Source organism: Mycobacterium sp. IS-2888 (genome assembly GCF_001954215.1).
In the GTDB taxonomy this organism is placed as follows: Bacteria; Actinomycetota; Actinomycetes; order Mycobacteriales; family Mycobacteriaceae; genus Mycobacterium.
This window is the reverse complement of record NZ_MBET01000053.1, coordinates 118714-136584: the sequence shown is the minus strand read 5'-3', so window position 1 is coordinate 136584 and position 17871 is coordinate 118714. Positions and strand designations below refer to the sequence as shown.

Genomic DNA, 17871 nt, shown 5'->3' with positions numbered 1-17871 from the left:
GACGTGGACCTACAAGCGCTTGAAGAACTTCCGCTGACGTACTCGGAGGTGGGCGCGACCGCGGCCCTTGACCTGCCCGCCGGATACGGGCACCTCCATACCCAGCGCCAAATCGGCACGGGCAGGCAGCGTTTCGAGCGGGCCGCCGACGCGGTCATGCGCTGGGGCATGCAACGCGGCGCCGGCCTGCGGGTGCGGGCCAGCTCGGAGGTCGCCGAGGTCGACACCGTGGTGTTGGTGCGAATGGGTTTTCTGCCCGCGCCGTGCCGCGTCGTGTACGTCATCGACGAACCGGACATCCGCGGGTTCGCCTACGGCACCCTGCCGGGCCATCCGGAGTCCGGCGAGGAACGCTTCGTGGTGCGCCACGACCCGACCACCTCCGCGGTGTTCGCGGAGGTGTCGGCGTTCTCCCGGCCCGCGACCTGGTGGAGCAAGGCCGGCAGGCCACTGGTATCGGTGGCCCAGCGGATCATCGCGAGGCGATACCTGCGCGGGGTGTGACGGGCACGGTCAGCGCGCCGCGACACCGCCCCCGGTGCTGACGCCGATGCTGCCGCTGTGCACGGCCTGCGCCAGCCGGCCCAGCGCCACGGCGCCGACCAGCAATCCGAAGTCGCGCAAGGCGATGTCGTAGAAGCCGGACAGGGTCAGCAGGTCGATGATGATCCCGGCCAGCCAGGCCGCGACCACCCAGGCGCCGATCCGGGGCGCGATCGCGACCAGCACACCGGCCGCGATTTCGATCACGCCCACCACATACATCAGCTGGTCCGCGGTCCCGGGCACCAGATTGTCGATCCAGGGCGCCAGATACATGCTCCAGTGATGCGGGTGTGTCAGCACGTTGAAGAACTTGTCCAGCCCGAACAGGATCGGCGCGATCGTGAACACGGTGCGAAGCACGAGGTACGCCGAATAGGCCGGATCCTTCAATTGACCGGCCAGGCCTGGGCTCGCTCCGACTTGCCGAGTAGCCATAATTGCCTCCATTTCTAACGGATAATAATTCGAACGTTAGAAGCTGTAGACTGTAGCGTCAAGAGTTTTGTCTGTTAGAAATGGGCTTCATGTGGACGACGGGCTGGAGCGTGACGCCGCGGGCATCGGGGCGCTCGCCGACCCGGTGCGCCTGCGGCTGTACCGATTCGTCTGCGCGCAGCCCGGGCCGGTGAGCCGGGAGCAGGCGGCCGACGCCGTCGGTATCCCCCACCATCAGGCCAAATTCCATTTAGATCGGTTAACCGCCGAGGGGTTGCTCGAAACGGAGTACGCGCGTTTGACCGGCCGGTCCGGGCCCGGCGCGGGGCGGACCTCAAAGCTGTACCGCAGGGCCGACCGCGACATCGCGGTGAGCCTGCCGCAGCGCGAGTACGAGCTGGCCGCCCGGCTGATGGCCGAGGCCATCGCGCGGTCCGCGGACACCGGGGAGCCGGTCGTCGACGTGCTCAACGGGGTCGCCCACGACTATGGCCGGACGATCTCCGCCATTACCCGGCCGCCCGCGGACGCCGCGGCGGCACTCGAGCGCACGGTCACGCTGCTGAACAACCACGGCTATCAGCCCCGGGCGGTCGACGGGGAGATGCAGCTCGCCAATTGCCCATTCCACGCGCTGGCCCGGGAACAGACCGAGCTGGCCTGCGGTATGAACCACGCGCTGATCACCGGCGTCGCCGACGCGCTGGCCCCGCACGGTCCCGACGTCCGGTTGCAGCCGGGGCCGGACCGGTGCTGCGTGGTGCTTAAACCCGCCGACCCCACGCGGTGAGCAGGCGTTCCGCGCCCGCGCACATGCGCTCGATTACCTCGCCGACCGACGCGTCGTCGCCGATCATGCCCACACTCTGACCGGCGTCGACCGGCGCGATGCTGCGATCGTCGGCGGCGGTCGCCGCGGCCAGCTCGTCGCACGCCGACCGATCGAGCACCTCCTCTTTGCCGGTCCAACGCGCGACGAAATTGTTGGCCAGCACGCGCGACGGGAAACGGGCCGGCCACGGCAGGCCCTTGGCGACGTCGAAGACCCGGGTTACCGCGGTGTCGGTGGCGCGGGCCGCGATCAGGGCCCTGCGGCTGCCGTCGCCGGTCAACGCTTCCGGGCACGCCGCCAGGCGGGTGCCCACCCACGCGCCGCTGGCCCCGGCGGCCAGCACGGCGGCCAGGCTGCGCGGCGAGGCGATCCCGCCGCCGGCAAGCACCGGCACCGACACCGCATCCAAGACGGCGTCGAGCAACGGCAGCGTCGCGAGCTTCACGTCGCCGTGCCCGCCGCCCTCGGAACCCCGCGCGACCAGAACGTCGACCCCGGCATCCGCCGCCTGACGGGCTCCGTCGGCGTCGTAAACCTGTGTGGCGGTGGCGATTCCGGCGTCGTGAGCCTTGCCGACCCACGACCAGTCGGTACCGAAGCTGACCGACAGCAGGGCGGGCCGCGCGGCCAGGGCATCCTCCAGCAGCCCCGCCTCGTTGCGCATCACCCAATCGACCAGGCCGATTCCAAACGCGCCGCGCACGTGCCGCAACTCGGCACGCAACGACTCACGCGTCGCGACGCTGCCCATGCCCACCATGCCCAGGCCACCGGCGGCGGTCACCGCCGCGGCCAGCCGGCCGCCGGCGACCCCACCCATCGGCGCGTTGACGATGGGCACCCGGAGGCCGAAGCTGCTCGACCAGGGCGTCGACAGCATCGGAGGCTAATGGGTCAGCGAGGGAATGGTCTTGAGCACCGTCAGCATGACGACCGAGTCCTCGACCGCATGCAGGGAATGGCGTTCCGCCGGAATCGCCACGTAGTCGCCGGCCTTGCCGTCCCAGGCGTCACCGCCGGCGGTCAGGCGTACGTGACCCTGCAGCACCTGCAGCGTGGCCTCGCCGGGGCTGTCGTGTTCGGACAGGTCGTGTCCGGCGAGCAGGGCCAGCACGGTTTGCCGGAGTTCGTGAGTGTGGCCGCCGTGGATGGTGTGTGCGGCCCGCCCGCTGTGCGACTTCTGGGCCTCGGACAACTTTTCGGCGGCCAGGCTGGTCAACGATATGGATTCCATGGCGAGTCCTTCGCGGATCGAGAGCGGGCTTCGAGACGGATTTTGTCAGGCGGTAAGTAGGAGTATCCCCGCCGCGATCAAACCAACCACCTTCACCACCTCGAGGCCGACGTAGGCGTAGTGACCGCGGGAGCGCGGCCCCTCCGACCCGGCGAGCACCTGGTCGGAACGGCTGGTCAGCCGGGGACGCACCGCGACCAACTGGATCGCCAGCGCGGCGAAGGCGACGAAGAAGGCCACGGCGGTGCGCGTCGGCGTCGGGCCGGCGAGCACGATCGCGAGGATGACGAGGGCGAAGGCGACCTCGACGGTGTTGAGGGCGCGAAAGACCAAGCGTCCGATGCCCAGCCCGATCTGCAGGGTGACGTTGGGCGCGCGGAACTTCAGCGGGGCTTCCAGGAACGAGATGGCCAGCACCATGCCGAGCCAGACGAAGGTGATCGCGACGACGATCGCCGATCCGGCGCTCACTTGGCGAGGAGCTTCAGGTGAGCCAGGCACAGATCCGGTTCGACGAACTCGTCGAGCCGCTCGACGGCGACCGGGGCGCCCCAGGCCTCCATGGCCCCCTGCATGAACCCGAGATGGACCGGGCAGATCACGTTGGTTCGGTTCTCGGCGACTTCCAGGAACGGGCAGTGCCGCAGGCCGACCTGTTGCTCCCCGCCGGCCGCCCGGCGTTCGGGCGCGAAGCCGAGATCGTCGAGCACGTCGACGAGGTGGTCGATGGCGGCCTCGGCGTTGGAGGCATCCGTCGGCAGGGATTCAAGCTTGCGCCCCCACGCCCGCCCGGCGGCCAGCGCCTTGGCGCGCGGATCGCGTTCGGCGGCGACCGCCGCGGTCAGTATCTCGGCGAGCAATCGATAGTGGCGCGTGCCGCCGCGGTCCATCTGCCGGACCGCGGCGAACATCAGCGGCGGCCGGCCCGGCCCCTTGCGGCCCGGCTCGACCTGCTCCACCTGGCCGTCGCCGACCAGGCTGTCGAGGTGGAAGCGGACGGTGTTGGGATGCACGCCCAGCACGTCGGCAATCGCGACGATGCTCATCGGATCGGGCGACGCCCGCAGCACCCGCAGCACCTCCCGGCGGCGACCAACGGATTCGGAAACCATGACCTGCGCGCTCAACGGTGGCTCACGCTCCTTCAGAGTCGTCGGCTCCCGGCTGCGCGGCCACCAGGGGTGTGTCGACGCCGAGTGGACCTATCTTGGCAGCCCCGCCCGGGGAGCCCAGCGGGGCGTCGCGGCCCGGCAGGGTTTCGGTGAAGAACGCTTCGTTGTCGGCCAAGTAGGGTTTGAGCTCCTCGGGCAGGTCGTCCTCGTAGTAAATCGCATCGACCGGACAAACCGGCTCGCAAGCCCCACAGTCCACGCATTCGTCGGGATGGATGTAGAGCGCCCGGCCGCCCTCGTAGATGCAGTCCACTGGGCACTCGTCCACGCAGGCCCGATCCATCACGTCGATGCATGGCTTCCCGATCACGTAGGTCATGCACTAGAGTTTACACAATACAGGTTGTGAAAACTATACGGTACGGGAGAGTGCATGGCAGACAACGAACTTGACGTCCGCGCGCTGCGCAAGCCGGACAAGCACCCGACGATCTTCGCGACGTACGCGGCGCTCGCGGTCGGCGAGTCTTTCGTCCTGGTGAACAACCACGACCCCAAGCACCTGCGCGACGAATTCGACGCCGACCTTCCAGGCAGCTACGGCTGGGAGTACGTCGAACGGGGACCCCAGGTGTGGCGAATCCGGATCAGCAAGCTCACCTCCACGGCCCTCCCCCGAATCCTGGCGAACACCACCGAATTAACGACCGACGTCGATGCGACCGGGGCGGTCTGGAAGCTGCAGGCCCGCGAGCGCGATCTGGACTCGAACGTCATCGCGCTGCCCGCGGGGGGCACTATCGATTCGCATGCCGGACCCGACCTCGACGTGTTGATCCATGTGCTGTCCGGCGGCGGCCGGCTGACCACCGAAGCGGGCACGATCGACCTGTCCCCCGGTGCGCTGCTGTGGTTGCCCCGGCGTTCGCGACGCCAGTTCGCCGCGGGCCCGAACGGGCTCCGCTACCTCACGGTGCACCAGCGCCGCCAGGCGTTGGTGCTGGAACCCCTGAAAAGCCCGGCGCGGCAGGCGGTCTGACGGCGGGGCGGCCGCGCGCTCGTAGTTTGCTCTTAATCAACCGTTTCGTTGACAATCTTCGGCGCCTCGATGAGCGTTGTTAGCTGTGCGCGACCTGCCGACGCGAACCCAATACGTGCACGCACCCCGGGGCCGACGCGCCACTCGCCTGGTGGGCGACGACCGCGAGCGCGCGATCCTGGCCGCCGCCGAGCGGCTCCTGGCGCAGCGACCCCTCGCCGACTTCTCCGTGGACGACCTGGCGAAGAGCGCGGGCATCTCCCGCCCCACCTTCTACTTCTACTTTCCGTCGAAGAACGCGGTGCTCCTGTCGCTGCTGGACCAGGTGAACACGCGGGCACACGCGGCCCTTACGGCCCTGGCCGGCAAACTACCCGGCGATCCGGTGGCCGTGTGGCGGGCCCGCATCGAGGCGTTCTTCGAGGCATCCGGCTCGCACCGCGCGGTCGCCGTCGCGGGCGCGGCCGCCAAGGCGACCAACCCCGAGGTGCGACAGGCGTGGTCGACGCTGATGCACAGGTGGATCTGGTCGACCACGGCGGCGATCGAGGCCGAGCGCCGGCGTGGTGCCGCCCCGAAACTCGTTCCGGCCGAGCATCTTTCGGTGGCGCTGAACATGCTGAGCGAGCGGGTGATGGCAGCGACGTTCACCACCGAAGAGGGCGCGATACCCGAAGACCGGGTGATAGACACGCTGGCGCACATCTGGCTGGCCAGCATCTACCAAGACGGCAAGGCGTCAACCGCCCCGTAGCATCCGCTCGGCGCGAGCCAGGGTGTCGTCGATCAACGGGTCGACGGCACCGAAGTAGGTCGGCGACGGCGGCTTTCCCGCCAGTTCGGCGATGGACCGCTGCTCCCCGAGAACGTCTGCGGCGCCGAGGTTTTCGGCCATCTTCTCGGGATGAACCTGCAGGCCGGCCAGCAGCTCGACGCACTGGGAACCCGCGACCACGGCCCGTCGCGCCAGGGTCCGCAGCGTGTCCCATTCGGCGTGCCAGGCACCGTCCGGGCGTTCGTCGTTGGCCAGCGCCGCGGCGGTGTGCAGGGTTGCCGCCAACGGCGGCGCCGACAGGGCGGCCCGCCGGATCAGGATGGACAGCACCGGATTGCGCTTGTGTGGCATCGACGAAGAACCGCCCCGGCCTTCGGCGGCCGGTTCGCCGAGTTCGGCAATCTCCGGGCGGCCCAGGGTGAGGACGTCCGAGGCGATGCGGCCCCAGCAGTCGGTGCACCCGACGAGGGCATCGGCGGCCGCGGTGACCGGTGTTCGCGTCGTGTGCCAGGGCGCCCGGACGTCCAGGCCCAGCGCGGTGGCCGTATCCAGGGCCAGGCGATCCGAGACGTCCGCCGGATCGTCGGCATCGGTGAGCAGCGTCGCCAATTCCGTTGTGGCGGCTCGGGTCCCGGCGGCGCCGCCAAACTGGATCGGGGTGGGCAGCGCCCGGAGCCGCTCGTACGCGTCGAGCACGCCGCCCAGCCAGCCGGCCGCCTTGGCGCCGAACGTGGTGGGCGCGGCGTGCTGGGTGAGGGTTCGGGCCACCATCGGGGTGGCCCGATGATTTCCGGCCAGCACGGTCAGCGCCGAAATCTGTTGGGTGAGCTGCGCTATGACGGCTTCCGTCGCGGCACGCACGGCGAGCATCAGGCCGCTGTCCAGCACGTCCTGGCTGGTGAGTCCGCGGTGGATCCACGGCCCGATCGCCGGGAGCGCCCGTTGGCGCAGCAGCTCGGCCAGGCCGATGACCGGGTTGCCGCCGTCCTCGGCGGTGAAGGCGAGCAGCTCGCAATCGGTCGGGTTCACCAGGTGTGATAGGTCCATGTTCGCGCACTCGGCGGGTGCGACGCCGACGGTCGCAAGCGCGCCCAACCAGGCGGACTCCGTCGCCACCATCGACTGCAGCAGTGCCCAGTCCGTCATGTACTCGCCGGCCCGATGGTCCCCTGGCCACAGCAGATTCGTCATCGTCCCTCGTCCCCGTATGCCAGAAAAACCGTCTCGTTCTGGCCCTGCAGGTGGATGTCGAAGCGGTAACCCGTTCGGCCGGAATCACTTTCGGGCACGCAGAGCAGGCCGGGCCGCCGGCCCGGATCGATCGCGCTCAACAGCGGATCGGCAGCCAAGTCCGCGCCGGGCAGATAGGCGCGGGTGAACAACCGGTCCAACAAGCCCCGGGCGAAGACGACGAGGGCGAAGAACGGTGGCCGCCCGCCGCCTGCCGAACCGGGCGCCAGGGTGGTGAACGCGTAGTGGCCCGCCGCGTCGGTGGCCGCGCGCCCCCATCCGGTGAACCCGGCGCCGTCGCGCCGCAGCGAGCCGGCCTGGCGCGGGATTCGGCCGGCGCCGTCGGCCTGCCAGAGTTCGACCAGCGCGTCCGGGACCGCGGCGCCGGCGCCGTCGTAGACGGTGCCGTGTAACCGCACTGCCTGCGGATGCGCGGCGTCGACCAGGTCGCTGCCCCCGGGATACGGCAAAGCCATGCCGAAGAACGGTCCGACGGTTTGCCCTGGGGTACAAGCCAATTCAAACACTGTCTTCCGTCCAGGTTCGGCGGCTTCCGCAGACCACGATGTCCCACCGGTACCCGGTCGCGAATTCCGGCTGGGTGAGGTCGTGGTCGTATCCCGCGATCAACCGTTGGCGCGCAGCGGGATCCAGGATGGACTGGAATATCGGGTCCAGGTCGAACAACGGGTCGCCGGGAAAGTACATCTGGGTGACCAGGCGCTGAGTGAACGCCGTTCCGAAGATAGAGAAGTGGATGTGCGCCGGGCGCCAGGCATTGCGGTGGTTGCGCCAGGGATAGGGTCCGGGCTTGACGGTGACAAAGCGGTACGACCCGTCGGCTCCGGTCAGGCAGCGCCCGGCGCCGGTGAAGTTCGGGTCGAGCGGCGCGGGGTGCTGGTCGAGCTGGTGGTGGTAACGGCCGGCGGCGTTGGCTTGCCAGATCTCGACCAGCTGGCGGGCCACCGGCGCGCCGGAATCGTCGAGGACCCGCCCGCTTACGATGACGCGCTCGCCGATCGGCTCGCCCGGGTGGCGGGCCGTCAGGTCGGCGTCGAGGGGGTCGACGTCCTGCGGGCCGAAGCACGGCGCCGCGCGTTCGACCTCGTCGGGATCGACAACCTGCAGAGGGCGTTTCGGGTGGCGCAGGGCGCTGCTGCGGTAAGGCGGGTAGTCCAGGCGCGGCTGCGGCCCGGCTCCGCCAGCGCGCCGGTGGCCGGCCGCCAGGCACGCGATCTCCGCGGTGATGTCGGCCTGCGACGCGACGCGCTGGGCGGTCATGAGCCGTGAGGCTACCCGCGATGCGGCCGAGAATTACAGAGCGCGCACCAGCGCGGCGCGGCCGGGCTGATTGACCGGAGGCCCAGTCTGCGGGACTCTATCTAGAGGAAGTTATTTCTGTAGAACAGAGTGAGCCGCCGATGTCAGATGAGCCCCGTGACCTAGACGCTGTCTTCGAGAGCGTCCGCCGGGGGATGATCCCCGCGCACATCTACAACGACAGGCAGCTGTTCGAGCAGGAGAAGAAACGGTTGTTCGGCCGGGCATGGACCTTCGTGGCCCACGAGTCGGAGATCCCGCACGAGGGCGACTACGTGGTGCGCCGGGTCCTCGACGATTCCTTCATCATCACCCGCTGCGCCAACGGCGAGGTGCGTGCCTTGTTCAATATGTGCCTGCACCGCGGCATGCAGGTCTGTCGCGCCGAGATGGGCAACGCCTCCAACTTCCGCTGCCCGTACCACGGCTGGACCTACCGCAACGACGGCCGGCTCACCGGCTTGCCGTTCCACCGCGAGGCCTACGGGGGCGACGAGGGGTTCGCCAAAAACCAGACCCTGCTGCCGGCACCGAACCTGGCCGGCTACAACGGGCTGTTGTTCATCAGCCTGGATCCGCACGCCGAGCCGCTCGAGGACTTCCTCGGCGACTTCAGGTTCTACCTGGACTACTACACCAAACAGAGCGCCGACGGCCTCGAGGTGCGGGGCCCCCAACGATGGCGGATCAAGGCCAACTGGAAGATCGGCGCCGAGAACTTCGCTGGCGACATGTACCACACGCCGCACACGCACGCGTCGATCGTCGACATCGGCCTATTCCGCGAGCCAAAAGCCCAGAAGCGCAAGGACGGCGCCACCTACTGGGCGCACCGCGGCGGCGGCACCACCTACAAACTCCCGCCCGGCGGCTTCGAGGAGCGGATGCGCTACGTCGGCTATCCCGACGAGATGATCGGCCGCATCAAGGACACCTGGACGCCGCGGCAGCAGCGGGTTGTCGGCGAGGACGGCTTCATGATCTCCGCGGCGACCTGCTTTCCGAACCTGAGTTTCGTGCACAACTGGCCGAAATTGCCCGGCAGCGAGGCGGTTTTGCCGTTCATCTCGATCCGGCTGTGGCAGCCGATCAGTGAGAACGAAACCGAGGTGTGCTCGTGGTTCGCGGTGGACTCGGCCGCTCCTCCGCAGTACAAACGGGACTCGTACAAGGCATATTTGATGTGCTTCGGTTCGACCGGCATGTTCGAACAAGACGACGTGGAGAACTGGGTGTCGCTGACTACCACCGCGGGCGGTTCGATGGCGCGCCGCCTGCTGCTGAACAGCCGGATGGGCCTGCTGCCCGATGACCGTCCGGTGATCGAGCCGCTGACGGCCGAGTCGTTTCACGGGCCGGGACGCGCGCAGGTCGGCTACAACGAGAACAACCAGCGCGAGTTGCTGAGGTTGTGGGCGGATTACCTGTCATGAGAAAAGCTTTGCCATTCAATGACATTCGTCATCTGCAAGCCCATCAGTTCCTGATCGACGAGGCCTATCTGCTGGACGCCCAGGACTACGACGCGTGGCTGGACACGCTGACCGACGACGTCCGCTATGTGATGCCGGTCCGGGTTACCACGGCGCGCGGCGCCGGGTTCGACACGTTTTCTTTTCCCAAACCGGGGATGGCCCATTTCGACGAGGACAAGTACTCGCTGCGCCAGCGGGTCGCGCGCTTCGCCACCGAGCACGCCTGGACCGAGGATCCGCCGTCGCGGCTGCGGCACTTCGTCACCAACGTGCGCACCTTCGACGGCGACGACGAGGCAGACCTGGTAGTCGAATCGGCCGAACTGCTCTTCCGTAGCCGCGGGGACGTGAACGAGAGCGCGCTGGTGTCGTGCGGCCGCGAGGACGTCCTGCGCAGGTGCGACGATAGCTGGAAGCTGGCCCGCCGCAAGATATTTGTCGACGAGTCGGTGCTGCGGATGCAAAACCTGGCGGTGTTCCTGTGAGCGACGAGCCCATCACGATTGCCAACGAATTCAGCGAGGTCGTGGTGCGCCGGGTCGATACGCGCAACGGGTCGCGGCTGCTGATCAGCGCGCCCAAGACCGGGCGGTGGATCAGCCTGGACGCGCTCGAGATCGAGGCACTCACCCGGCAGAACAGTCGTACGCTGGCGGCCATGGTCGGCAATCCCGATGGCCCGCTGCTGCCCGACGAGGGGGAACGATGACGGCCTGGCTCGAGGGCAAGCGGGTGCTGGTGGTGGGCGCCGGTTCGGGCATCGGCCGCGCCGTCGTCGACGCGTTTTGCGCCGAGGGCGCCAAAGTCGCCGTGCTGGAACGTGATCCCGGTAAATGTGCGGCGCTGCGACGGGAGTCGCCCGGCCCCCCGGTCATCGAAGGCGACGCCGTCACCCGCGAGGCCAACGAGCGCGCGGTCGCTGCGGCGGTGGAGGCGTTCGGTGGACTGGACACGCTGGTGAACTGCGTCGGAATCTTCGATTTCTACAAGGGAATTGGCGACCTCGACGCCGACGGCCTTGCCTCCGCGTTCGACGAAATCTTCCGTACCAACGTGCTCAGCCATCTGCACTCGGTCAAGGCCGCGGTCCCGGCGTTGCAGGCCGGAACCGGCTCCTCGATCATCCTGACCGAGTCGGCGTCGTCGTTCTACCCCGGACGCGGCGGCGTGCTGTATGTGTCGTCCAAGTTCGCCGTGCGCGGGCTGATTTCGGCCCTGGCGCACGAGCTGGCGCCCGGGATTCGCGTCAACGGGGTGGCGCCGGGCGGCACGCTCAACACCGACCTGCGCGGCCCGTCCACCCTGGGACTGGACGCCGTGCGCCTCGACGACACCCCCAACCGCGCGCGCGACCTGGCCGCGCGCACCCCGCTCAACGTCGCGCTCGACGGCCGCGACCACGCATGGAGTTACGTGTTCCTGGCGTCCGACCGATCCCGCGGTATCACCGGCGAAACGATCCACCCCGACGGCGGATTCGGGTTGGGCGCGCCACGATGACACGCCTTGACGAGCAGCGCGCCCTGGTGGCCCAGGGCTGCCGGGTCGCCGCGGCCCGCGGCCTGGTCGACGGCATCCTCGGCCACCTGAGCCTGCGGATCGACGACGAGCGCCTGCTGATTCGGTGCCGCAGCGACACCGACACCGGAGTGGCCTTCACCCGGGCGTCCGACGTCCGGCTCATTAGCTTCGACGGAACCGCCGGCGCCACAGGCGAACTCGACGGCTACCGCGTGCCCAACGAACTGCCCATCCACGTCGAAACCCTACTGGCCAACCCGGACTACCGGGCCGTCGCGCATCTGCACCCGCCCGCCGTCGTCGCCGCCGACCTCGCCGGCATCGAGGTCCGGCCCATCTACGGGGCCTACGACATTCCCGGCGCGTGGCTGGCCCGCGGCGGCGTGCCCGTCTACGAACGCGCCGTGCTGATCCGCAATTCGGCGCTGGGCAAGGACATGGTGGCCGCCATGCGCGGCCGACCGGTGGTGATCTGCCGCGGACACGGAATCACCAGTGCCGCGGCCACCGTCGAGCAGGCGGTGCTGCAGGCGATCAGCGTGGACGCACTGGCGCGGATGTCGTTGCGGGTGCGCTCGGCCGGCGGCACCCTGGCCGACATCGACGACTCCGACTGGGACGACCTGCCGGACCTGGGAGCCGCGTTCACCGCCGAGGCGGCCTGGCGCCACGAGGTGGCCCGCTTAGGCGCTCAGCCGAGCTGATCGCCAATCTCCTTGGCCGCCTTGGTGAGTGCGGCGGCCACCGACGAGTATTGCGAGCTGCGCAGCCGCTGCTGTGGCGCGGCGGCGTTGAGCGCGATGCGCAGTCCGGGAGCCCGGGTCGGGATGGGCACCGCGACCGACGCGACACCTTCCTCGCTCTCCTCGCGATTGACCGCGTAGCCCCGCTCGCGGATGCGGCCAAGCTCCGCCTCCAACTCGGTGCGGCTGCCGATCGAACGAGAGGTGATGCGCTGCAACGGTTCATCGGGTAGCAGTTGACGCAATTCCTGCTCGGACAACTGGGCCAGCAGGACCTTGCCCGTCGAGGTGCAGTGGGCCGGCAGGGTGCGCCCGAGCCGCGACGCCACCCGCACCGCGGCGGGCCCCTCGACCGCCGCGACGAAACGAACGCCCGCGCCGTCGAGCATTCCGAGGTGAATGGTTTCGCGCAGTTGTTCGCTGAGGCTGCGCATGATCGGCGTGGCCGATCGCTGAATGTCGATGCGGCCGAAGATCGCAAACGCCACACCGGTCAACGACGGACCGGGCAGATACGCCTTGGACACCGGGTCTTGCCGGACGAACCCGCGATAGGCCAGCATGGCCAGCAGCCGGTGCGCGGTCGAGGACGCCACGCCCAGGTAGCGCGTCGCCTCGCTCAACCGGATCTGCGGCTGCTCACCCAGCAGCAGCAGCAGCTTGAGCGCGTTGTCGACCGACTCGATCGGGTACTGCGGCGCGCCCTTCCCGGACATGAACTCACGGTAGCCCGTCCGTCACGTCGCGGCCGTCCCAATTGCCCCACGAGTCTGCCGCCTGGCTCTCCTCACAAGTCGATCGACGAAAGCCGCAATTGCGGATCGGCTGTCAGCGTCCCCAACAACTTCTCCAACTGGTCGATCAGGGTTTTGACCGCGGTCGGGGTGAAAACCGCGGTGCGGTATTCCACGACGCCGCTGATTCCGGCTGGCTCACCGCCGTCGGCGAACTCTTCGGTGAGCGACAGCAAGAAGTTCATTCGTGCTGTCCCGGTGTGTACCGGATCCCACGTGACATCCAGATCGCCCAGCACCCGCGCGGCGGGCTTGTTGTTCTGCCAGGCCAGCATCGTTTGGATCAGGGGGCGGGGCGGCACTGAGCGCGCCGCGCATATCCGGTCGACGAGAAGTCCGTAGGGCAGGTCCTGGCGGTCGAACGCCAGCAGGCCGCGCGCACGAACGCGAGCCAGCAGCTCCGCGAAGGTGTCGTCATCGGCCACCCCGACGCGTAGCACGACGGTGTTGACGAAGACCCCAACCAAATCGTCCAGCGCCGGGTGGCCGCGGCCGGCCACCGCGATTCCCACAGGGACGTCGGTGCTGGCGGTGAGTTTGGACAGCAGCGCAGCGAAGCCCGCGTGGACAACCATGAAGCTGCTGGCGTGATGCTGGCGCGCCACGCGGATTATCTTGCGGTGCAACGCCGCCGGCCACTCTACGGCCACGATATCGCCGCGGTTGTCGGCCGCCGCTTCGTCCGGCCGGGTGGAGCCTAGCTCCAGGCCTAGGGGCATGCCCGCGAGAGTCTCTTCCCAAAACTTGAGCTGGGTGGCGATGATGCTGTGCGGATCGGCCGGGAGCCCTAGATGGGCGCGCTGCCACAGCGTGAAGTCGATGTATTGGATCGGAAGCGGCGCCCACTTGGGGGCGTGGCCGGCGCATCGACTGCGGTAGGCGGTGTCGAGGTCGGCCGATAGCGGGGCCACCGACCAGCCGTCGGCGGCGATGTGGTGCACGGCAACGGCCAGCAGGTGTTCATCGTCGGCCACGCGATGCAACCGGGCGAACAACGGGATCCGGGTGGCCAGGTCGAATTCGTGACGGGCATGGGCGGCGACGGCCTGCTGGAGCCGCCGCGGGGACCACGCTGTGGCGTCAACGACCTGCCAGCCGAAGTCCGCCCGTTCGGGGGGAACGACGACTTGTCGGGGTGTGCCCTCGAGGGCCGGATAGACGGTGCGCAGGATTTCGTGGCGGTTCACCACGTCGACGAGGGCCTGACGCAGCGCCTCGACCTCGAGTGGGCCCCGAAGCCTAAGCGCCCACGCGATGTTGAAGACCGGAGACGGTCCGTGCAGTTGAGTGACGGTCCACATCCGGTGTTGGGCATGCGACAACGGCACCGCCGCGGGCCGCGCCACCGGAACCAATGGGGTCGACGGAGTCGAACCGGCTGAGACGAGGGGCGCCAGCTGGGCGATCGTGGGCGCATCGAACAGTGCCCGCACGGACAAGCGGGCGTCCAAAGTGGCGTTGAGCGCCGCGGTGACGCGCATGGCCAGCAGTGAGTCGCCACCCAGATCGAAGAATGATTGGTCGACACCCACCCGTTCCAGCCCTAGGACGTGGGCGTAGAGACCGGCCAGGATTTCCTCGACCGGGGTGCTCGGAGGCCGGTACTCGGCGGCGGTGTATTCGGGGGCCGGCAAAGCGGCGGTGTCGAGTTTGCCATTGACGGTCAGCGGCAACCGCTCGAGCGTCATGATCGCCGCAGGCACCAGGTAGTGGGGCAAGCGGGCGCCCAGTTCCGTTCGAACGGTGGCCGGGTCGGCCGCACCGGTGATGTAGCCGACGAGGCGTTTGTCTCCGGGACGGTCCTCGCGGGCGATCACCGCGGCCTGCCCTACCCCCGGCAACCGCGCCAGCTCGGCGGCGATTTCGCCGGGCTCGATGCGGTAACCGCGGATCTTGACCTGGTCATCCGCCCGGCCCGCGTAGTGCAGTTGCCCGTCGGAACTCCAGCTCGCGAGGTCGCCGGTGCGATACATTCGCGTCCCGTCCCCGCCGAACGGACACGCCACAAAGCGCGAGGCCGTCAAGGCGGTGCGGCGCCAATATCCGAGGCCCACCTGGGCGCCCGCGACATACAACTCGCCTACCACACCAACGGGCACCCTGCGCAACCACTGGTCTAAGACGAACACCACCGTTCCCGGCAGCGGGCGGCCGATCGGTGGTACCCCGCAACCTGGTTGCAACGGATCGCTGATGGACACGCACACCGTGGTTTCGGTGGGTCCGTAGGCGTTGATCATCGCACGCCCGGGCGCCCAGCGATCCACGACGTCGGACGTGCAGGGCTCACCGCCCACCACCAATGTCGTACCGGCCAGGCCGTCTGTCGACAGCGCCGCCGCAGCCGACGGAGTCTGCGTCAGGGCGGTGACTTGTTCGGCCACGAGCAGCGCGTGAAAGTCCTCCAGCGACTGCGTCACCTGTTCGGGGACCACCACCAGGCGTCCTCCGTTGAGGAGCGCGCCCCAGATTTCCCACACCGAGAAGTCGAAAGCGTAGGAATGGCACTGGGTTATCGCTCGGCTCGTCTGGTTGTTGAACGGTGCCGGCGCGCCGATCAGTTGGGTGACGTTGTGATGGGTGATCGCCACTCCCTTGGGCGCCCCGGTGGTGCCCGAGGTGTAGAGAATGTAGGCGATATCCTCGGCGGCCGGTGTAGGCAAGGCCGCGTCGGGTGGTGCGCCCGCCGCGGTGTCAGCGGCATCACCGACGTCGATGACCACCAGGTCATGGCCTTCGAGCCGGTGGGCCAGCTGGTGAGTAGTCAGCGCCGCTGCCGGTGTGGTGTCCCGCAGCAGGAACGCGATGCGGGCGTCGGGGTGATCCGGGTCGATGGGTAGGTAAGCGGCTCCAGCTTTCAGCACTCCCAGGATCGCGACGATGGCCTCGTTGCTGCGTGGTAGCAGCAGGGCCACCACGTCACCGCGGCCTACCCCGACCCCGGTCAACCGGGATGCGAGCCGACTGCTGGCGTTGTCGAGCTGTTGGTAGGTCAAGACCACGCCGCCGCATGCCAGCGCGGCCGCCCCCGGGATGCGCGCGGCGTGGGCGGCAAACAGTCCCGGCACCGTCGAGATTGAGGGTGCCGGGCTCGTCAATGCCGCGCGGTTGCCCCATGCATCCAGTCGGGCGCGCACGGGCTCGTCGAGCAGAGCGATCGAGGATAACCGTCCCGGGTCGGAGGTCATGGCCATGAGCAGCTTTTCCAGGCGGTTGGCTAACGCGGGGCTCTCGAAATCTGGAGACGGCGGATCCGCACCCGCGGTGCTCAGAGACAGCCGGTCGCCATCCTGGATGAAGAACAGTCCGAATCGGTCCGCACGCCCGAAATTGGTGTAGACCAACGATGCCGGCGCACCGCCGAAAGGCAGGATCGTTGTCGACGGAAATAGATTGACGGCGACCCTGCCACGTGTCGCGGCTGCGCTCCGGTGCGCAGCGCTGTTCATCAATTCCTGCACCGGAAAACGCTGATGCCGCAGAACTTCTCGTATCCGAGCTTCCACATGCTCACATATGTCCGCGACCGACGAGGTCGGCGACGCCGTCAACACCAGCGGCACGATCCCGGCGACCATCCCCGGAATCGTCTTCGACTTTCGAGTTGTTCGCCTGCTCACCGGGAAGTCGAGTACCACCTCGGATCCGCCCGCGCCCCAACCCGGTACCAAAAGCGCGCACGCCGCAGTCAGCACCGCCGATCGACGAACGCCCAACGCGTCAGCCAGGCGCTGCGCCCGTTCGACGACCGCAACATCCAGCGGCACCGGCATGGACGCGGTGCCCGCATGATGCTCGTCGCCTGCCCGCGGCGAGCGATAATCCGCCCGATCGCTCTGCGGGGGAAGATTCTCGGTCCAAAATGCGAGATCCTCTTGATAACTGCCGGATGCCTCATATTCCGATTCGCAGTCGACCAGGTCGTACAGCGAGCCAAAAGAGGGAGCCGGAACCGGTGCCCCGGCGGCAAAGGCCGAGTAGACCAGCGCGACGCGATTCGCGAAAAGGACGGAGCCGAATCCATCGATGACGATGTGGTGGATACAAATGAACAAGCAAAATTCATCTGGCAGTGTGCGAAACAATGCGAATCTGAACAGCGGCCCGCCCCACGGCATCGGGTCGCGTTGAATGGACGACGCCAGCTTGCGGGCCTCCCGAAAGGGTTCCCGCGCGCCGCTCACGTCGTAGAAGGGGACCTCGACGTCCGGATAATCGGTGGCTGTCTGAACGATTTGTCCGTCGAGCTCGGAAATGCCGACTCTCAGTGGCTCCGCCTCGGCAACCACCTGCCGGATCGCACGTTCCAGCAAGCCAGGCTCGACCACACCGCTGATCACCACGAAATACCCGGCCTGCCAGCCTGTCGCCGAATCACCCGTTTCCTGAGACAGCCAAATGTCGCGCTGTCCTCGCGTCAGTTCAAGCGAATTCTTGGCAGGTCGGGTCACACGTCGTCCCTTGGCTCGACACTCGGGCAGTGTGTCACGCGAATGATATCGACCATGCACCTCGCGCGAATTGCCGCGGACTCCTATCCCGATTGGGGGACAGCCCTGTCCCCCAAACGGCGTAGTCAAAATTACCCCGTGCACTAGCCGATCGTCGGATACCGCTGAGGCCCGGAAACCGAAAAACTTGCTGAGACGCGCCACTGGCATACGAAAGGAGGGAGGTGATCATATGTCCCACGAGCTTCTCTTTTGCGAGACCGAGACCGCGTTCACGGCTCCTGCCTTCCACGCCGACGAGGCGGCCGCCTGAGGAAACATGGCGGGAGTCTCGTCTCACGCCCTGACGAGATAGGACTCCCGC

At 68.1% G+C, this 17871-nt stretch carries 20 protein-coding genes; 9 read left to right on the top strand and 11 right to left on the bottom strand.

The features are described from left to right. Positions 1-3: 3 nt before the first annotated feature. Positions 4-504 carry a DUF1990 family protein gene (locus A5745_RS09605; RefSeq protein WP_076115871.1) on the top strand — a complete coding sequence of 167 codons (501 nt, stop codon included), beginning with the start codon at positions 4-6 and terminating at the stop codon, positions 502-504. A gap of 9 nt (positions 505-513) precedes the next feature. Here the strand turns inward: A5745_RS09605 and A5745_RS09600 are convergent, their stop codons facing one another. Continuing rightward, the gene (locus A5745_RS09600) at positions 514-981 is read right to left on the bottom strand and encodes a DoxX family membrane protein (RefSeq protein WP_076115870.1); all 468 of its coding nucleotides are present in this window, start codon (positions 979-981) and stop codon (positions 514-516) included. Positions 982-1072: 91 nt separating this feature from the next. Here A5745_RS09600 and A5745_RS09595 point away from each other — a divergent pair, with 91 nt between their 5' ends. Further along, the gene (locus A5745_RS09595) at positions 1073-1771 is read left to right on the top strand and encodes a metalloregulator ArsR/SmtB family transcription factor (protein ID WP_076115869.1); all 699 of its coding nucleotides are present in this window, start codon (positions 1073-1075) and stop codon (positions 1769-1771) included. Here the strand turns inward: A5745_RS09595 and A5745_RS09590 are convergent. From A5745_RS09590 to fdxA, 5 genes are read right to left on the bottom strand one after another with little or no spacing between them, the layout of a single operon-like run. Beyond that, positions 1746-2693: a nitronate monooxygenase family protein gene (locus A5745_RS09590; protein WP_076115868.1), complete on the bottom strand. Its 948-nt coding sequence runs from the start codon at positions 2691-2693 to the stop codon at positions 1746-1748. The genes A5745_RS09595 and A5745_RS09590 overlap by 26 nt on opposite strands. A 6-nt stretch (positions 2694-2699) precedes the next feature. Continuing rightward, positions 2700-3047 (bottom strand): cupin domain-containing protein, encoded by a 348-nt coding sequence (locus tag A5745_RS09585; protein ID WP_076115867.1) that lies wholly within the window; start codon positions 3045-3047, stop codon positions 2700-2702. Positions 3048-3092: 45 nt separating this feature from the next. Then, the gene (locus tag A5745_RS09580; protein WP_076115866.1) at positions 3093-3518 is read right to left on the bottom strand and encodes a hypothetical protein; all 426 of its coding nucleotides are present in this window, start codon (positions 3516-3518) and stop codon (positions 3093-3095) included. Next, positions 3515-4159 (bottom strand): metalloregulator ArsR/SmtB family transcription factor, encoded by a 645-nt coding sequence (locus A5745_RS09575; protein ID WP_076063879.1) that lies wholly within the window; start codon positions 4157-4159, stop codon positions 3515-3517. Before A5745_RS09575 ends, A5745_RS09580 begins: the two co-directional genes overlap by 4 nt. Positions 4160-4181: 22 nt before the next feature. Beyond that, positions 4182-4538 (bottom strand): ferredoxin, encoded by a 357-nt coding sequence (gene fdxA / locus A5745_RS09570; protein WP_076063878.1) that lies wholly within the window; start codon positions 4536-4538, stop codon positions 4182-4184. Positions 4539-4592: 54 nt separating this feature from the next. On the opposite strand from fdxA, the gene A5745_RS09565 reads away from it, so the two are divergent. Both A5745_RS09565 and A5745_RS09560 read left to right on the top strand, forming a co-directional pair. Continuing rightward, positions 4593-5198, top strand: a complete 606-nt coding sequence (locus A5745_RS09565) for a DUF2249 domain-containing protein (RefSeq protein ID WP_076115865.1) — start codon at positions 4593-4595, stop codon at positions 5196-5198. Between the two features lie 85 nt (positions 5199-5283). Continuing rightward, the gene (locus tag A5745_RS09560; protein WP_076115864.1) at positions 5284-5952 is read left to right on the top strand and encodes a TetR/AcrR family transcriptional regulator; all 669 of its coding nucleotides are present in this window, start codon (positions 5284-5286) and stop codon (positions 5950-5952) included. Here the strand turns inward: A5745_RS09560 and A5745_RS09555 are convergent. The 3 genes from A5745_RS09555 to pcaH are packed head-to-tail and all read right to left on the bottom strand — an operon-like array spanning position 5938 to position 8484. Further along, positions 5938-7164, bottom strand: a complete 1227-nt coding sequence (locus A5745_RS09555) for a lyase family protein (RefSeq protein WP_076115863.1) — start codon at positions 7162-7164, stop codon at positions 5938-5940. The two genes, A5745_RS09560 and A5745_RS09555, sit on opposite strands and share 15 nt — an antisense overlap. Further along, on the bottom strand, positions 7161-7730 hold the full coding sequence (gene pcaG, locus A5745_RS09550; RefSeq protein WP_076115862.1) for a protocatechuate 3,4-dioxygenase subunit alpha: 570 nt from the start codon (positions 7728-7730) through the stop codon (positions 7161-7163). Before pcaG ends, A5745_RS09555 begins: the two co-directional genes overlap by 4 nt. After that, a complete protein-coding gene (gene pcaH, locus A5745_RS09545) occupies positions 7723-8484 on the bottom strand; it encodes a protocatechuate 3,4-dioxygenase subunit beta (protein ID WP_076115861.1) in 762 nt (253 codons plus the stop codon). Before pcaH ends, pcaG begins: the two co-directional genes overlap by 8 nt. Before the next feature lie 140 nt (positions 8485-8624). On the opposite strand from pcaH, the gene A5745_RS09540 reads away from it, so the two are divergent. The 5 genes from A5745_RS09540 to A5745_RS09520 are packed head-to-tail and all read left to right on the top strand — an operon-like array spanning position 8625 to position 12223. Continuing rightward, complete coding sequence (locus A5745_RS09540; RefSeq protein WP_076115860.1) at positions 8625-9956, top strand: aromatic ring-hydroxylating dioxygenase subunit alpha; 1332 nt, start codon at positions 8625-8627, stop codon at positions 9954-9956. Further along, the gene (locus A5745_RS09535; RefSeq protein WP_076115859.1) at positions 9953-10483 is read left to right on the top strand and encodes a 3-phenylpropionate/cinnamic acid dioxygenase subunit beta; all 531 of its coding nucleotides are present in this window, start codon (positions 9953-9955) and stop codon (positions 10481-10483) included. Before A5745_RS09540 ends, A5745_RS09535 begins: the two co-directional genes overlap by 4 nt. Continuing rightward, on the top strand, positions 10480-10707 hold the full coding sequence (locus A5745_RS09530) for a dihydrodiol dehydrogenase (protein WP_076115858.1): 228 nt from the start codon (positions 10480-10482) through the stop codon (positions 10705-10707). Before A5745_RS09535 ends, A5745_RS09530 begins: the two co-directional genes overlap by 4 nt. Beyond that, complete coding sequence (gene hcaB / locus A5745_RS09525) at positions 10704-11498, top strand: 3-(cis-5,6-dihydroxycyclohexa-1,3-dien-1-yl)propanoate dehydrogenase (protein WP_076115857.1); 795 nt, start codon at positions 10704-10706, stop codon at positions 11496-11498. Before A5745_RS09530 ends, hcaB begins: the two co-directional genes overlap by 4 nt. Then, positions 11495-12223: a class II aldolase/adducin family protein gene (locus A5745_RS09520; protein ID WP_076115856.1), complete on the top strand. Its 729-nt coding sequence runs from the start codon at positions 11495-11497 to the stop codon at positions 12221-12223. The genes hcaB and A5745_RS09520 overlap by 4 nt, the downstream gene beginning before the upstream one ends. Here A5745_RS09520 and A5745_RS09515 read toward each other — a convergent pair. Both A5745_RS09515 and A5745_RS09510 read right to left on the bottom strand, forming a co-directional pair. Further along, positions 12211-12978 carry an IclR family transcriptional regulator gene (locus A5745_RS09515; RefSeq protein WP_076063863.1) on the bottom strand — a complete coding sequence of 256 codons (768 nt, stop codon included), beginning with the start codon at positions 12976-12978 and terminating at the stop codon, positions 12211-12213. The two genes, A5745_RS09520 and A5745_RS09515, sit on opposite strands and share 13 nt — an antisense overlap. Positions 12979-13049: 71 nt before the next feature. Continuing rightward, on the bottom strand, positions 13050-17507 hold the full coding sequence (locus A5745_RS09510; RefSeq protein ID WP_076115855.1) for a non-ribosomal peptide synthetase: 4458 nt from the start codon (positions 17505-17507) through the stop codon (positions 13050-13052). Between the last annotated feature and the right edge of the window lie 364 nt (positions 17508-17871).

Excerpts from the sequence above, each read along its gene's own strand:
- A5745_RS09515 (WP_076063863.1), bottom strand. The coding sequence starts at position 12,978 with ATGTCCGGGAAGGGCGCGCCGCAGTACCCGATCGAGTCGGTCGACAAC.
- A5745_RS09535 (WP_076115859.1), top strand. The coding sequence starts at position 9,953 with ATGAGAAAAGCTTTGCCATTCAATGACATTCGTCATCTGCAAGCCCAT.
- pcaH (WP_076115861.1), bottom strand. The coding sequence starts at position 8,484 with ATGACCGCCCAGCGCGTCGCGTCGCAGGCCGACATCACCGCGGAGATC.
- A5745_RS09590 (WP_076115868.1), bottom strand. The coding sequence starts at position 2,693 with ATGCTGTCGACGCCCTGGTCGAGCAGCTTCGGCCTCCGGGTGCCCATC.
- A5745_RS09540 (WP_076115860.1), top strand. The coding sequence starts at position 8,625 with ATGTCAGATGAGCCCCGTGACCTAGACGCTGTCTTCGAGAGCGTCCGC.
- A5745_RS09600 (WP_076115870.1), bottom strand. The coding sequence starts at position 981 with ATGGCTACTCGGCAAGTCGGAGCGAGCCCAGGCCTGGCCGGTCAATTG.
- hcaB (WP_076115857.1), top strand. The coding sequence starts at position 10,704 with ATGACGGCCTGGCTCGAGGGCAAGCGGGTGCTGGTGGTGGGCGCCGGT.
- A5745_RS09555 (WP_076115863.1), bottom strand. The coding sequence starts at position 7,164 with ATGACGAATCTGCTGTGGCCAGGGGACCATCGGGCCGGCGAGTACATG.
- A5745_RS09575 (WP_076063879.1), bottom strand. The coding sequence starts at position 4,159 with ATGGTTTCCGAATCCGTTGGTCGCCGCCGGGAGGTGCTGCGGGTGCTG.
- A5745_RS09565 (WP_076115865.1), top strand. The coding sequence starts at position 4,593 with ATGGCAGACAACGAACTTGACGTCCGCGCGCTGCGCAAGCCGGACAAG.
- A5745_RS09520 (WP_076115856.1), top strand. The coding sequence starts at position 11,495 with ATGACACGCCTTGACGAGCAGCGCGCCCTGGTGGCCCAGGGCTGCCGG.
- fdxA (WP_076063878.1), bottom strand. The coding sequence starts at position 4,538 with ATGACCTACGTGATCGGGAAGCCATGCATCGACGTGATGGATCGGGCC.
- A5745_RS09585 (WP_076115867.1), bottom strand. The coding sequence starts at position 3,047 with ATGGAATCCATATCGTTGACCAGCCTGGCCGCCGAAAAGTTGTCCGAG.